The sequence below is a fragment of the Cysteiniphilum marinum genome (genome assembly GCF_014857925.1).
GTDB classification, from domain to species: domain Bacteria; phylum Pseudomonadota; class Gammaproteobacteria; order Francisellales; family Francisellaceae; genus Caedibacter; species Caedibacter marinus.
The window spans coordinates 1-15,148 of record NZ_JACYVZ010000015.1; the positions used below are offsets into that span (position 1 = coordinate 1).

A 15,148-nucleotide genomic window follows, 5' to 3' on the forward strand; every position below is an offset into this window, starting at 1 on the left:
AAAAACAAGAACTAACAACCCGCAAAAATTTTTGCTCAAAGTATTTAAGTATCTACATTTTATATCTCTTTAAACATCTTCAAAACCTTGCTACCAAGGCATTCTTGCGAACATTCTCGCTGAGAACGAGGTGCCATTATACACACCAATTACAACCCCGCAACCCCTTTTTTTATCTTTTTTAACTTTTACAACTTTTTATTGGATTTTGGTTGAAACACAACCTAAAAAGAGATTGATACGGTGGTTATTCAACCAAGTCCACTGTTCTATTTAAGGCAATACGTTTCCTTGTATTTCGATCAAAAGCATGAAGATGCTCTTTTTTAACATGTAAATGTACAGCTTGACCAATATCACCTTGCCAATAACCATCCATTCTAACTGTGATTTTTGCGTCACTATTTTGCACACAACCATAAATAAGGGTTTCGCCACCAAGGTGTTCAACCATATCGACAATGACACTAAGATCAATATCGTCATTTAGCTCTTTTAATACAATGTGCTCTGGGCGAATACCAATAATAATTTCACGACCTGAATGATTATCCCCCTTTAATAATAGTGGTAGTACACCGCCATCATCCAACATGATACCTTGCTCAGCAACCTTAGCATTTAGGAAATTCATTGCTGGCGCACCAATAAAGCCTGCGACAAATGTGCTTCGTGGTTTTTGGTAAATTTCTTTGGGTGTTGCAAACTGTTCTATATAACCTTTGTTTAGCACCACAATACGATCTGCCATTGTCATCGCTTCAACTTGATCATGCGTCACATATAAACTGGTAATCCCAAGTCGCTGCTGTAGACGTTTTATCTCTAGCCGCATTTCAACTCTTAGCTTGGCATCAAGGTTAGATAATGGCTCGTCAAATAAAAACAACTTTGGATTACGGATAATCGCGCGCCCCATTGCCACACGCTGGCGTTGACCACCTGATAGCGCACCAGGCTTGCGATCAAGCAAATGATCGATTTTTAAAAGCTTGGCAATTTCTTCAACGCGTTTGTGGATTTCGGCTTTGGCTGTCTTTCTTACTTTTAAACCATACGCAATATTATTAAAAACACTCATATGCGGATAAAGTGCATAGTTTTGGAATACCATCGCAATATCCCGATCTTTTGGCTCTTTATGTGTAATATCATTACCACACAAGCTGATTTTTCCTGAAGATGTATTCTCAAGCCCTGCAACCATTCTTAGTAACGTTGACTTACCACAACCTGACTCACCAACAATCACAATAAACTCACCGGATTCAATCGCTAAATTAATATCGTGTAAAACTTCCGTCTTACCATAAGATTTAATGACATTCTCTAATACTAAATAACTCATAATGCTCTACTTAATTTTATTTATCTTAATTTACTCTATTTATCTGTTTCCATTAAGCCTTTGACAAACCAGCGCTGCATAATCACAACAATCAATACCGGAATAATCGTTGCTAACATAACCTCTGCCATAATGAAGTTCCAATTAGGGATTTGCCCTAGCGTATCTGCAATCTGCATCAGCCCCATGACGATCGTATGCAAGCTTTGATCGCTTGATGTGATAATGAGTGGCCATAAAAATTGATTCCAACCATAAATAAACATCACAATAAACAAGGCGACAATATTGGTTTTAGATAATGGCAGCACGACATCAATAAAAAAGCGCACGGGACCGGCACCATCAATGGCTGCAGCTTCTGCATATTGCCGCGGGATCGTCATAAAAAACTGACGAAACATGAAGGTAGCCGTGGCTGAAGCAATCAATGGCAAGGTTAGCCCGGCAAAAGTATTGAGCATCCCTAGACTTACCACAATGTCATAAGTTGGCACGATACGCACTTCCACTGGCAACATTAATGTCAAAAAAATCGCCCAGAAGAATAGCATCTTAAACCTAAAGTTAAAATAAACCACAGCATATGCTGATATCAACGCTAAGATAATCTTACCAACAGCAATTGCAAGTGCCATTAAAAAGCTATTCCATAACAGCAATAATGCCGGCGGGATATTATATTGACTACTTCCAACTAAAGCTGTTTGATAGTTTGTCGCAAACTCATGCCCTGGCAACATCGGAATCACTTGCGTTGCTGAGTTTAAGGTCTCAATCGATTGAGTTGATGTAACAAATGCGACATAAATTGGCAACAACATAATCACAATGCCCAATATTAATAGTGCGTGCGTCATAAATGTCAGCACAGGACGTCTTTCTACCATCATGCGTAATGCACCTTCTTTTCTATATATTTAAATTGAATCACCGACAATATGATAATAATCAGCATCAATATTACCGATTGCGCTGATGAGCTGCCAATTTGCTGTCCGATAAAGCCTGTAGCATAAACGTTATACACCAAGATATTGGTTGAATCCGCGGGACCTCCTTGCGTCATCGTCGCAATAATACCGAAGGTGTCAAAAAACGCATACACCAGATTGATCGTTAATAAAAAGAAGGTTGTTGGCGAAATCAATGGAAAAGTAATCTGCCAAAATCGCCTTATAGGGCCCGCACCATCAATAGCCGCTGCTTCAAGCATGGATTTAGGTACCGCTGCCAATCCCGCTAGAAAGAAGATAAAGTTATAACTGACTTGCTGCCATGAGGCACCAAAGATGGTAACCATCAATGCTTGCGTACCATTGCTATAATAATTCCAATCAACCCCAAAGTGCGCCAACACCCAAGTTACAACACCCACGGCTGGATTAAATAAAAAACCCCATAACACACCCGTTACAGCAGTTGCTACGGCATATGGCCACAAAATAAAAGTCTTGTAAATCTTGGCGCCGCGTATAACTCGCATTACCAGAACTGCAAATAACAACCCAAAACCCATCGCCAGAAATGTCACTGCAACAGAGAAAACTGCTGTTGTAATAAATGATTGTAAGTAACTATCGTCACTTAACAAAGCCCAATAATTCTCAAACCCAACAAAGTGAGACACTGTGCCCCAGAAATTGCTGCTATAAAAAGAACTGATAATGCTTTGAATTGCCGGATAGATAAAAAACAGCAGCGTAATCACCAGTTGCGGCAATATCAACAAATAAGGCAGCCATCCTGCCTTATAAAATCCTCGATGATGCATAAATTAAACCTTATTTTGTCTATAGAACTGATTGATTAACTTATTTCCCTTATCCACTGCATCCTCAAGTGCGTCATCAACACTTTGTTGATTCGAGAAAATACGCTCAAGCATTGAGTCATTTTCCTGACGAATCAACGGGAAATTACCCAGTCTAATGCCTAGGGTATAAGGTTTAGGTGGTGCATTATTTAAAGATTCAACAGCGATCAATGCATTAGGGTCTTTCTTATAATATCCCTCTTTTTGCATTAACTCATAAGCTGACTTGGTGGCTGGAACATATCCGGTATCCATTGCCCATTGCGCTTGGATTTTGGGTTGTGCCAAGAATTGATAAAAGGATGCGACACCTTTATATATAAGATCCGCATTAGGTGTATTCTTAGGTAATGCAAACGTCCACATAGCTCCTCCACCAATAATGGTATTTTGTGGCTTGTGTGTATCTTTTGTTTGCCAAAATGGAATTTTTGCCACGCCCACTTTGAATGTTGGTAATTTTGAATAATCTGCCAACAAAGATGATGATTGCAAAATCATCGCACACTTGCCACTGGTGAATAAGGTATCCGCAGAGCCTAAACGTCCGCCATATTGGAAAATACCTTTTGTTTGCCAAGCCTTAAGCTGTGCTAAGAAATCCGCTATTGTTTGATTGTCAAATATAAGTTTTGGCTTCATCGAATCAAAACCATTGTTCGCATTAGCAAATGCCAAATTATTCCACGCACTAAACTCTTCCAAGAGAATCCATGATGGATAAGCAGCTGTCATTGCACACGCCTGACCTGATTGAATTAGCTTCTCCCCCGCTTTAGTCAACTCCTGCCAAGTAACCGGTGGGTGTGTGACACCCGCTTTAGCCAAAACCTTTTTGTTATAAAAAAGCACAGGTGAAGAACTATTAAAAGGAAAGCCCGCAAGCTTACCATCAACACTATAGTAGCCACTCACCGCAGGCCAAAAATCACTTTGATCGATCGTAATACCCGTCATCTTTTCAAGCTCATACAGTGGAATAACTGCACCATTTGAGTAAATCATCATTGCCGTACCAATTTCATAAGACACCAACATATTCGGTTGTGTGCTTGAACGATAAGCTGTTGCCGCTGCGGTTAATGAGTTTTGATAATTGGATTTATTAATCGCCTCAACATAATACTTATGCTGACTTTGATTATACTTATTGACAATTTTATCTAAAGCATAGTTAAGTGAGCCTCCAAATGAATGCCATAACACCAGATGAACCCTGTCATCTTGTTGCTTTTTTCCCTCAAATACAGCCTTAGCTTTCTGCCAAAAATCACCAGCGACAGCTTGTGATAACAACCCACAGACAAGCACTACAGCTACGCACAGATAGCGCATTAGATCCCCTTTCTCGTAATTTAAATACTGAATTATTAATAAAACATGTTACAAAATTATGACAATAACAACAAATAAAAATAGTCAGCCAATATGATCGTGAACATATCCATAATCTTTATTCTATGATCGCTAGCTGAGCGTTAGTCAAAGCTACTTATACCCATCACAAATCATTTTACAGAATTTTTTGCTTTGTATTTTGACCCCCTTCGACTCCATTCAGGGAACAGGCGATATAAGCTTGCAAAAACACAAGTATCCTATTATATTTACAGCAACTAAAATATAGTTGCTTTTTATGACTAAGATAGATAAAGCGCTCGAGAAACTACTAGCATGCCCAAAAGATTTGACATGGGCAGAGTTATCTAAAGTTTTAAAAAGCTTTGGTTTTAGTGAGAGCAATGCAGGTAAAACAAGTGGCTCACGTGTACGCTTTTATTTAAACAAAGAAACACCACCACTGATGCTACATAAACCACATCCGAAGCCAACACTAAAAGAATATCAAATTAAAAATGTTATTGAGTATCTTAAAAAGGTAGGACTTATATGAGTAACGCAATGCAATACAAAGGTTATAGAGGTTCAATTAAAGTTAATCATAACGATGGCATTTTCCATGGTGAAATTATGCATATTAACGCCACAGTTTCTTATGAAGGGGAAAACTATCAGGACTTAAAGCAGGCATTTGTAGATGCCGTTGATGATTATCTGGAGTTTTGCGCTGAACATGATATCACACCTGAAAAGTCTTATAGCGGATCATTTAATGTAAGAACTGGTGTTGATAGGCATAGACAAGTGTTTTTTGTGAAAAGAGATGGTGAGTCCCTAAACGAGTTCATCAACACAGCGATTGATCACGAAATTAAAAGCAGGCTTTCCTCACAATAACACCCATCTAAACCACATGCCGATAAACCTGCACCATTAGTTGCTTTTCCAGTCATAGCACTTTTCTTTTTTTATGCTACAATACCGACCAGTTTCATGAGCAACTCTTATCACTTATTATCCGTAAATCAACAAATCAAATAGTGATTATGGTTTTAAGCAAAAGTCACTCATGCGATTAATGAGAATAATAAGCAAAGCAGGTAAATGAATGACGTTAGTTTCTTTAGCGATAGACTATAAAAAGGCTTCTTTAGATGTGCGCGGTGCATTCACCCTTGACAATGAGCGCCTTGGTCAACATTTAAAAACGCTAAAAGAACAACATGGCGTTGAGCAATGTCTTATTTTATCAACCTGCAATCGCACGGAAATCTATGCCGTTATTTCTGAGTTAAAACACTTAGATCATGTTATCAACTGGTGGCAACAATCGGCAAAACGTAATGATTTGGATTTGAAAAGTTTTCTTATCGTGCGTCAAGATACGCATGTTGCTCATCATCTAATGCGCTTAAGCTGTGGATTAGAGTCAATGGTTTTAGGTGAGCCGCAAATATTGGGGCAAATCAAATATGCCTATGCGGAGGCACTTGCCAATAACACCCTTGGTGGTGATCTTAATCGCTTAATGCAGAAGGTTTTCTCAGTTGCAAAACGCGTGAGATTTCATACTAATATTGGGCAATGTCCGGTTTCTGTTGCCTTTTCGGCAGTGACATTGGCCAAACAAAGCTTGAGTCACTTTGAAGATAAAACCATTATGGTCATTGGCGCAGGAAGCACGGCAATGCTTATGACAAAACACTTAGCAAGTCTGACACCAAAACGCCTTATTATTGTTAATCGCACACTAGAAAAAGCAAAACAACTGGCAACTGAGCATCATGCTGAAGCCTTTTCATTATCCGAGCTTAGCAGCCTTGCTAAGCAAGCTGATATTATTGTTAGTGCCGTCAGCTCACGTGAGCTGATTTTGACAACTGATATGCTAACCAATACAAATCCTAAAACACTAATTGATCTATCGGTGCCACGTGTCATTGATCCATTATTCGATCAAATAGATAATATAACTACCTACTGTGTTGATGATATTCAAGGACTTATTCAAAACAATAAAACATTGCGTGAAAAAGCGGCATTACGTGCTGAGAAATGGATTGAAAAAGGTCTAGATGATTATATTAATCAAGAAAAAGCTATTCTTTCCGATAACACGATCAAAGCCATGCGCAATCAAACCAAAGACATGATTGATGATGAGCTCAATCGTTGTCTTAAGCGCTTAGAAAATGGCGAAGACCCTAAAATGGTGCTAGCACGCTTTGCCCATAATGTTAAAAACAAATGGCTACATACGCCAAGCGTGTCACTGAGAAATGCTGCCGTTGAAGGGCGCAATGATATGCTTAACTTAGCTGAAGAAATTTTTGGCTTAAACACTGGACTATAAAATGAAAGACTCAATCAAACGAAAATTACAAGGCTTAATCGAACGCCATGAAGAAATTGCAGCTCTCTTGGGTGAAGCTGATGTTATTAGTGATCAGAATAAATTTCGCGATCTATCCAAAGAATATGCACAGTTAGAGCCTTTAGTTGCAACATTTAAAGCTTATGAGCAAGCACATGATGATATTGAAAGTGCCAATGAAATGCTCAAAGAAAGCGATCCTGAAATGAAGGAAATGGCAAAAGAGGAGCTTAATGACGCTGAAGAGCGAATTGATAGCTTAAGCAAAGCACTTGAGATTTTATTATTACCTAAAGATCCTAATGATGGTGCCAACGTATTTCTTGAGATTCGTGCAGGCACAGGCGGTGATGAGGCCGCTATTTTCTCAGGCGATTTATTTAAAATGTATAGCCGCTATGCCGAAACTCAAGGTTGGCGCATTGAGATTGTCAGCCAAAGTGATGGTGAACATGGTGGTTTCAAAGAAATTATTAGTAAAATCTCAGGCGAGAATGTCTACTCTCAACTTAAGTTTGAATCAGGTGCACATCGCGTGCAACGCGTACCAGAAACAGAATCACAGGGACGTGTGCACACCTCAGCTTGTACTGTCGCCATTATGCCAGAGGCTGATGAGGTTGAAGGGATTGATATTAACCCTGCAGATCTAAAAGTAGATACCTTTCGCGCTTCAGGTGCTGGTGGTCAGCATGTTAACAAAACAGATTCGGCCATTCGTATCACACATATCCCTACTGGTGTTGTTGTTGAGTGTCAAGACCAACGCTCACAGCATAAAAACCGCGCACAAGCCATGTCAATGCTTAAAGCAAGGCTCTTACAAGCTGAGATTGACAAGCAACAATACGAGCAATCTAGCCAACGTAAGAGCCTTGTTGGTAGCGGCGATCGCTCTGAACGTATTCGCACTTACAATTATCCGCAAGGGCGCGTCACTGATCATCGCATTAATTTGACTCTTTACAAGCTTGAAGAAGTCATGCAAGGTGATTTAGGTTCGGTAATTCAGCCACTTGTACATGAATATCAAGCCGATCTACTTGTACAAATGTCTGAAGAAAATGCCTAATAATACCATTCAAGCTATTCTAGCAACCTATAGCAAACAACTTGAGTCAACTTCTGATAGCGCACGAATTGATGTTGAAGTCTTACTTTGTCATGTATTAAAGGTATCAACTAGTTATTTATACACTTGGTCAGAAAAGTCTTTAAATGAAGATGAGTTTCAACAGTTTAGTGAACTATTCATGAGACGCTTACAGGGTGAGCCCATTGCTTATTTGACAGGTAAGCAAGCTTTTTGGGATCTTGAATTCCTTGTTGATAGGCACACATTGATCCCACGCGCGGATACTGAAGTACTGATTGAAACCATTCTTAATAAGTTCACACAACACACTAAACCGCAAGTGCTTGATTTAGGTACAGGCAGTGGCGCAATTGCCTTAAGCCTTGCTCATGCCCGACCCGCTTGGCAAATAACTGCTATTGATTATTGCGAACATGCGCTTAAAATTGCCGCTCACAACAAAGATCATTACCAATTAGATAATGTGAAGCTTTTGCAGGGCAGCTGGTATCAGCCAGTTGCTAATGAACAATTTGATATTATTGTCTCCAACCCACCCTATATTGATCAATCAGATCCCGCACTATGCGCGCATGTTCGTCAATATGAACCAAGCACCGCACTGATTGCCAAAAACAATGGGCTAGCTGATATAGAGCACATTGTTTGTCATGGCAAAGCACACTTAAAAGAAAATGGCTTTATGATTATCGAACATGGCTTTCAACAGGCACAAAGTGTTCACGACATCTTTAGCGCTTATGATTATAAAAACATCCAACATTATCATGATTTAAATGGGCATATTCGCGCAACCAGTGCCGAGAGTTCACTATAAATAAGGATCCTCAACAATCGCTGTACGTTTACGCACGTCTTCAGTTAATAAATCGATTTGCAGGATCTGATACGCTGAGCGTACACCACTTAAAAAGGCGCCATGCACCGTTGACGGGAAATAAAATGACGTTGCCTCACCGGCAAAGAACAGTTTATTATCAACCGGTTTACCCAATTTTTGCCGACGTTTTGCCTTCACCCCAACTGGCAAATAAGAATAAGAACCATAACTATACTCATCACTTGCCCAGCGCGTAATGCAGTGATTTTTAAGTCTTGGCAAGTTTTCACCGTACATATGTTTTAACGAGTCCATAATTAATGCTAATAACTCACGATCGCTTAATTGCTCAAGCTGTTTACCAACAACGCCTGCCGTAAATGCCATTAAAATTGGTTTTTTCGTTAAAGGATAAAAGTTCATCATCTCACGCGCAATGCGATGCTCTGGTGACAAACAAGCAATACTCTGCGCTTCTTTATCCCAGAACACTTCTTCAAACTCAAGATAAATTTTATTTAACACGCCCATTTCAAGCTGCTGAATGGATTTACGCTTGGCTTGAGGCAAATAAGGATTAAAGCCAATATCGGCATGTTTTAATACACCTAATGGTACGCTGACCAAAACATAGGTTGCTTGGTATTGTTTTGTCGAAGTCGATACCTGTACTAGATCACCACTGTAGTCGATATTTTGCACAGGATCACTGAAACGAATCTCCAAATGCTTCGCCAATAGATCAGCGATTTGCGCATACCCTTCTGGAAATAGTCGATCACTTCCAGCAAAATCAATATCAGCATGATGACTTTCAGCCGAGAGCTCTTTTGCCTCAATCGCATATTCATATAAAAACAATGTATCAGCAATATAGTCAATATAGAGTATATCTTCTTTAGTAATCTGATGATCAACAATAAACTGCCGCTTGATATCCGCAATAGATCTTAAATGACTTTCCTCATCGATTTTCACCGCTTCAAGATAATCAAGAAAATCAGCCATCCAATTAGCGATTTTTAACTTTTGCTCATGGCTTAATGCATTAAACTCCTGATCATACATCTCACGATGCACAATATTATCAGGCGAAGGTCCGCACATCTGTGAGCGCCATGTACTGATATTGTGCTTCTTCGCTAAGCGAGTAATTGGATTTTCTTGTACACCATGAATCCATGAAGCACCAAGATCAATCACTGCATCGGCAAAACATTGGCTGTGCACGCGTCCACCGACACGATCACGCGCTTCAAGCACCAATACATCAAAACCATTTAACATGAGATTGTTGGCTGCAGCAAGACCCGCAACACCGCTACCCACAACAATGACATCATATACTTGCATAAATCTATCCTTCTGATATTTACCTAAACTAGTATATCTGAGCACTTGACTATGTGGCAGTATTTCTTAGCATACAGTTCATTTTCAAGCATTATTCAACACAGTCAATTTTCCATATTTATCACAATAAATACACAGTCATTATCTCAATGAAAAAGATCAACATGCGCACACAAAATATAGACTTAGTACACTAAACAGCCCAGCAAGTCGCTTATATAATGATCTGACATTTTGCAATGACGCACTTATTTAAACCAGCCTGCACATCCGATAAGTCAGCGTATTTAATATATAAATAAAAACAGGAGCTTACCATGCCAAAATTTAAATCCTTAACTATACTATTTGCCACCTGTTTATCGGCAAATGTTTATGCCTCAAGCTATACAGCAAACATCGACATTCCACAAGGCGGGTGGTATCAAGGCGTTGATTTACCTGTAAACGCCGATACGCTTAACGTTAAATCAGGTGATGAGTTAACAATAGAAACCTCTATTGCAACAACAGGCATTAACTCTAGCTGGGGATCGCTCACCCTAGGAAATTGCAGCAATATTGATCAATTTAAAACGACCTGTAAAGTCAACTCCGTTAACACTTGGTCAAACAATTTAAGCTTTGGAATTAATGCGCCTAGCGTTCCATTTAGTGCCAAGACAGCTCGCATCACCGTCAGTGCAAATACACAGGAGAAATCTAAAGGCACGATTAAAGTTCAACTCCCAGAGAAGCCTGCTTATCTTGAGGGGCAAGAGCTAGCAACAGTGCAAATTTATCAAAATGATACACTGGTTGGTGAGGTGCGTGACACCTCGTGGGGAAAAACTGCTCAACTACACGTTGAATTTATTGGCAAACAGGCAAACTTCAATGTTAACGTACCTGCACTAGAAAAAGGCAAAGGAGTTGCACGCCCGAGCACATTTCAATTATCCAACAATGAAACTCAAACGGTTGAGATTAGCTATGAAGCGCCCGAACCCGTTTTAGAAGGTAATATTAAAATCAAGGCATCAACACCAGGCTCTCATGCTATCAAACCTAGCTATCAATTGAAGAATACTGAGGGCAAAGTCATCGATCAAGGCACGCTAAGCTTTGATCAATCAACACTTATTCAACATCTGCCAACGACCAAAGACGGCCAAGTTTATACACTAGAAGCCGAAACTTATGTTGATGATGGCTTTATTTATACAGCAGAATCGCCCTACGCATTAACCGTTAATAATGGCAAAACAACCAATGCTCAAGTTACTTATACACAAAAAGTACAACCAAGTGAACAAGTCTCAATTACAGTGCACCATTTCCCTGAGGGCAAAGAAGCTACGTTGACACTCACAAATAATAAAGGTGATACAAGAACACTCGAAATAAACAACAACGACCCACATGACATCGATATTCCACAAGATGATCAAACATGGACAGTTACTTTATCAGCAATTGCTGGTTATGGTGCCGAGATTACTCCTACAAGCTTTATCGCTTCAGGTGACTCTCAAACGATTAACATCAACTATCACCAAGTCAGCAATCAATGGCCAGATCAAGCCATTGTTGGTTATGTCCGAGGGTATGATGCCCCATGGCCAAGTCAACCCGCAACAACCACTGCGATGATCAAAACTGCAGCTGAAAAAGGTTATAACGTTTTTGTTTACGCATTTGCTGGTCAAAAATCCGATGGTGAGCCATTTCTGGTAAACTTCTTAGACAGCATGCTCAAAGATCTGCCAAACCAACTGAATGTTATACACAACCATAATGGCATTGCATTATTATCAATCGGTGGTGCTGAGAACTACTTTGATCCTGATCTAACTGGTGATAAAGCAAGACTTGCAGGGCAAAAAATGGGGCAGTTTTTAGCAGATCATCACTTTGATGGGCTAGATATTGATGTCGAGCACCCAAATGCAACTGCTACTGATGAAAACCTTACCAATTACATCAATGCCATGAGAGCCATTTTCAAGGAAAAGACTGGTAAAGATTTATATTTAACGGCTGCACCTCAAATCTCTGGTTGGTATGGTTCAGGTAAATGGGCATCAGGAAGTGCAAAATTTGCTGAGCAAATGTATACACAAGAATTTATGCAACATGCCAACTTTGACGCTGTTTTCATCCAAACATATAACCAATATGGTGGTGCAAACTTTGCTGGTTTAAAAGGTTTTGATACTGGGTTTTTATCAATGACATTCAAGCTATTAAGCCCACAAACACGTGCTGAAATGCCAGGTGTGCCGGAAAATGCTTTTAGCGTACCTCTTAATACCAAGATCATTTTAGGCGTGCCAAATTACAAAGCGCCAAGTGTCAGCGAGCAAGCTTATCGACAAGGACAGTGTTTGGCGGATGCCAGTTGTTCAGGTGTTGGTTTATACAACCCGAAAGATATTAATCAGGACATTACGCAAGGTGGTTTGAAGCAATACAATCAATATGGCGGATTAATGACCTGGATTCTAAACTCTGATGCTTATCAGGGTTGGAGTTGGGTTAATGGTGTAAAAAAATCACTAAGATAGTCAACCAACGCACTATTTATACAACCTTTTGTCAGTATGACAAATAGTACATTAGTTAAATCAATCATAAGGAGAAACATCATGACACTATCAAGGAAACTTATTTCAAGTGCGATACTCACCACCCTTTTAAGTAGCTCCGCATTTGCACTATCAGCACCAGAACCTCTAAGCTGTATGCAGGTTAAGCTTAATGCAGGCACTCAATACCCTGATCCATGGCAAGCAACGAGCTTGACACTGACTAATCTCTGTAATAAGGATATCGATCTAAGAGATGCCGCGCTTAAGATCACTGCCAACACTTCTTATGCTGGCGCCTATGTTTTATCGCCAACATTTGCTATCGCTTGGCCTGCCACCACCAACAGCACAACACAATTGGGTGACAATAAAGTGGCCACCTTTAAATTTGATAAATTCCAAGAAGGTAGCCAGTGGTGGAAACCAAAGACAACAATGCCTGCCAATGCCCAGTTGGTTTGGAGCAGCAATCCTGTCAAAGGTGAAAATATTATTTCATCTGCCTTTTACCCACATGGTGACACACCAATTGAGCAAAAAGGTCAAATGCATTTTAGCATTGCCGAAGGTTCTGATCCGTTGCCTGAAAATACTAAAGTTACCATTACCGGTAAAAATACAGGCTATACAACAACCATCGATTTTACGACAACTGCGACTGTCAAAGATATCCCTTATGGTGAGTACAACTTAAGCGCATCAGCTATTGTTGATGGCAAAACACTTGAGATCACCATGGTTCCTAGTCTTGTGAACTTATCAAAAGACCACCCACAAGCAAGCGCACAGGTGTCTTATAAAGACCAAAGTGCTGAGCTTATTGTCACATTGCATCGAGCACAACCGGCTGATGTCACACATGATAGTGTTACACTGAATCTTTTAAACAAACAAACACAGAGTACGTCACATCAAGAAATTAGCTGGAATGACAAGTCAACTTTTGTTTTAGATAAAAACACTGATTATGTATTGAGTGCAGATCCAATGACAGGCTCACGATACAAATATAGTTTTACCTTTGATGGCAAATCCGAGGCTGATATCAATATGAGCCAAGGACAAAAAACCATTCAGATGTCCTATACAGAAACACCAGTTCCTACTGGCACAGCTGAAGTTAGTGCTACAGGACTTGAAGGTCATACTGCGACAGTCTATTTCACAGGTGAAGATAAAGAAACGCATGACCTAGAAGTTTCTGATGATAAAGCGTATTTAATGAATTTAGCAGCCAATCAATCCTATAACGTCACAGCCAACACATTTACCGTAGATGGTTATCGCTATAGTCTTGATAATCCGCAGACGATTTCAATAAGCGAAAATAAAACCACACCAATAGCATTAGCATTTAACAAATCTCCTGTACCAACAACTAAGCAGTTTATTACTGGTTATTGGGAAAATTGGAAGGGCGCACTACGTCCACAAGGCTCAACTAGCGCTCATGATCCTGCTTATTACAGTAATGATATCAAGCCATATACACATGTGCTTTATTCGTTCTTAACCCTTGCTAAATCACCCAACCCAGATAATCCACAAGCTGCTTATTGGGACGGGCAAGCCATATATGAATCAATGACACAAGCTGATGTCATGAAAGTAATGACCAAAACAGATCCACTTTGGTTAAATGATCACGAATGGCAACGCGCAAAAGTAGATGCCTTAATCACAGCAGTGCATAACAATAATGGTAAATTTATCTGGGCAATTGGTGGTTGGTCAGATCTGACACAAACGATTAAGCCAGAGCAAATTGATGCCTTTGTCAATAAAGTTGTTGAGTTACTTAAACTCTCTGGAGATGGTGTTGATTTTGACTGGGAGCATTTAAGTCAAGATCAAACGATCACCAAGCAGCAACTTGATACACTAGCTGAAACTTTATTAAAACTTAGACAAGCGCTTGATAAAGCAGGTATGCAAGACAAGCAAATTGGTTACACAACCCGCTTTAATGCGTTTATGGAAAATGCCAAAGATTATGGCTTCTCGGACTTTGCATCTGATGGCGAAGGTTTAGCGATTAACAACTGGTTAAAAGCACGTAATAGCTCACTTAATGCCGTTGTTGATTGGGTCAATATCATGGCATATGACGTGGGTCCAAATGATATGCCAAATGGTGAAACATGGTCAATGCCTGTATACAAAGATGTATTTGACACATTTGCCCAACATATCGATAAATCAAAAATCGTGATGGGCTTTGAACCCGGTGGACAAGCCGCAGGCGGTGTCTGGGAAGGCATGGACATTGATAAATCAGTGATCGATCATATTGCCAGCATTCCATATGGCGGCAGCATGTTCTGGGCAATTAACCAACCTAAATTACCACCCTCAACAGAGGTTACTGGAGACAACGCCTATGAATTAGCCAATTACTCGCAGCAGAGGTTTAAGTGATTATGCAAAATG

Annotated in this window: 12 protein-coding genes; 7 read left to right on the forward strand and 5 right to left on the reverse strand. The window is 39.8% G+C overall.

Going from position 1 to position 15,148, the window contains the following annotated elements; genetic code table 11:
• Nucleotides 1-247: 247 nt before the first annotated feature.
• From IE867_RS08040 to IE867_RS08055, 4 genes are read right to left on the reverse strand one after another with little or no spacing between them, the layout of a single operon-like run.
• Complete coding sequence (locus IE867_RS08040; RefSeq protein WP_192484212.1) at nucleotides 248-1,348, reverse strand: ABC transporter ATP-binding protein; 1,101 nt, start codon at nucleotides 1,346-1,348, stop codon at nucleotides 248-250.
• A gap of 35 nt (nucleotides 1,349-1,383) precedes the next feature.
• The gene (ugpE, locus tag IE867_RS08045; protein ID WP_225629996.1) at nucleotides 1,384-2,241 is read right to left on the reverse strand and encodes a sn-glycerol-3-phosphate ABC transporter permease UgpE; all 858 of its coding nucleotides are present in this window, start codon (nucleotides 2,239-2,241) and stop codon (nucleotides 1,384-1,386) included.
• Nucleotides 2,238-3,122: a sn-glycerol-3-phosphate ABC transporter permease UgpA gene (ugpA, locus tag IE867_RS08050; RefSeq protein ID WP_192484213.1), complete on the reverse strand. Its 885-nt coding sequence runs from the start codon at nucleotides 3,120-3,122 to the stop codon at nucleotides 2,238-2,240. Before ugpA ends, ugpE begins: the two co-directional genes overlap by 4 nt.
• 3 nt (nucleotides 3,123-3,125) lie before the next feature.
• On the reverse strand, nucleotides 3,126-4,499 hold the full coding sequence (locus tag IE867_RS08055) for an extracellular solute-binding protein (protein ID WP_192484214.1): 1,374 nt from the start codon (nucleotides 4,497-4,499) through the stop codon (nucleotides 3,126-3,128).
• A 301-nt stretch (nucleotides 4,500-4,800) separates the two neighbouring features.
• Between IE867_RS08055 and IE867_RS08060 the strand changes: the two genes are divergently transcribed.
• The 5 genes from IE867_RS08060 (at nucleotide 4,801) to prmC (ending at nucleotide 8,792) form a co-directional block, all read left to right on the forward strand.
• The gene (locus IE867_RS08060) at nucleotides 4,801-5,058 is read left to right on the forward strand and encodes a type II toxin-antitoxin system HicA family toxin (protein WP_151194389.1); all 258 of its coding nucleotides are present in this window, start codon (nucleotides 4,801-4,803) and stop codon (nucleotides 5,056-5,058) included.
• Nucleotides 5,055-5,402: a type II toxin-antitoxin system HicB family antitoxin gene (locus tag IE867_RS08065; RefSeq protein WP_192484215.1), complete on the forward strand. Its 348-nt coding sequence runs from the start codon at nucleotides 5,055-5,057 to the stop codon at nucleotides 5,400-5,402. Before IE867_RS08060 ends, IE867_RS08065 begins: the two co-directional genes overlap by 4 nt.
• 211 nt (nucleotides 5,403-5,613) lie before the next feature.
• On the forward strand, nucleotides 5,614-6,858 hold the full coding sequence (hemA, locus tag IE867_RS08070) for a glutamyl-tRNA reductase (RefSeq protein ID WP_192484216.1): 1,245 nt from the start codon (nucleotides 5,614-5,616) through the stop codon (nucleotides 6,856-6,858).
• A 1-nt stretch (nucleotide 6,859) separates the two neighbouring features.
• Complete coding sequence (gene prfA, locus IE867_RS08075; RefSeq protein WP_192484217.1) at nucleotides 6,860-7,951, forward strand: peptide chain release factor 1; 1,092 nt, start codon at nucleotides 6,860-6,862, stop codon at nucleotides 7,949-7,951.
• On the forward strand, nucleotides 7,944-8,792 hold the full coding sequence (gene prmC, locus IE867_RS08080; RefSeq protein ID WP_192484218.1) for a peptide chain release factor N(5)-glutamine methyltransferase: 849 nt from the start codon (nucleotides 7,944-7,946) through the stop codon (nucleotides 8,790-8,792). Before prfA ends, prmC begins: the two co-directional genes overlap by 8 nt.
• On the opposite strand, the gene IE867_RS08085 is transcribed toward prmC, so the two are convergent.
• A complete protein-coding gene (locus IE867_RS08085; protein ID WP_192484219.1) occupies nucleotides 8,787-10,148 on the reverse strand; it encodes a flavin monoamine oxidase family protein in 1,362 nt (453 codons plus the stop codon). The genes prmC and IE867_RS08085 overlap by 6 nt on opposite strands.
• Before the next feature lie 317 nt (nucleotides 10,149-10,465).
• On the opposite strand from IE867_RS08085, the gene IE867_RS08090 reads away from it, so the two are divergent.
• Nucleotides 10,466-12,694, forward strand: coding sequence for a glycoside hydrolase family 18 protein (locus IE867_RS08090; protein WP_192484220.1), 2,229 nt, complete (start codon nucleotides 10,466-10,468; stop codon nucleotides 12,692-12,694).
• Between the two features lie 81 nt (nucleotides 12,695-12,775).
• The gene (locus tag IE867_RS08095; protein WP_192484221.1) at nucleotides 12,776-15,136 is read left to right on the forward strand and encodes a glycoside hydrolase family 18 protein; all 2,361 of its coding nucleotides are present in this window, start codon (nucleotides 12,776-12,778) and stop codon (nucleotides 15,134-15,136) included.
• Nucleotides 15,137-15,148: the final 12 nt, after the last annotated feature.

Excerpts from the sequence above, each read along its gene's own strand:
- prfA (WP_192484217.1), top strand. The coding sequence starts at position 6,860 with ATGAAAGACTCAATCAAACGAAAATTACAAGGCTTAATCGAACGCCAT.
- prmC (WP_192484218.1), top strand. The coding sequence starts at position 7,944 with ATGCCTAATAATACCATTCAAGCTATTCTAGCAACCTATAGCAAACAA.
- IE867_RS08090 (WP_192484220.1), top strand. The coding sequence starts at position 10,466 with ATGCCAAAATTTAAATCCTTAACTATACTATTTGCCACCTGTTTATCG.
- IE867_RS08040 (WP_192484212.1), bottom strand. The coding sequence starts at position 1,348 with ATGAGTTATTTAGTATTAGAGAATGTCATTAAATCTTATGGTAAGACG.
- IE867_RS08085 (WP_192484219.1), bottom strand. The coding sequence starts at position 10,148 with ATGCAAGTATATGATGTCATTGTTGTGGGTAGCGGTGTTGCGGGTCTT.
- IE867_RS08060 (WP_151194389.1), top strand. The coding sequence starts at position 4,801 with ATGACTAAGATAGATAAAGCGCTCGAGAAACTACTAGCATGCCCAAAA.
- ugpA (WP_192484213.1), bottom strand. The coding sequence starts at position 3,122 with ATGCATCATCGAGGATTTTATAAGGCAGGATGGCTGCCTTATTTGTTG.
- ugpE (WP_225629996.1), bottom strand. The coding sequence starts at position 2,241 with ATGATGGTAGAAAGACGTCCTGTGCTGACATTTATGACGCACGCACTA.
- hemA (WP_192484216.1), top strand. The coding sequence starts at position 5,614 with ATGACGTTAGTTTCTTTAGCGATAGACTATAAAAAGGCTTCTTTAGAT.
- IE867_RS08055 (WP_192484214.1), bottom strand. The coding sequence starts at position 4,499 with ATGCGCTATCTGTGCGTAGCTGTAGTGCTTGTCTGTGGGTTGTTATCA.
- IE867_RS08065 (WP_192484215.1), top strand. The coding sequence starts at position 5,055 with ATGAGTAACGCAATGCAATACAAAGGTTATAGAGGTTCAATTAAAGTT.
- IE867_RS08095 (WP_192484221.1), top strand. The coding sequence starts at position 12,776 with ATGACACTATCAAGGAAACTTATTTCAAGTGCGATACTCACCACCCTT.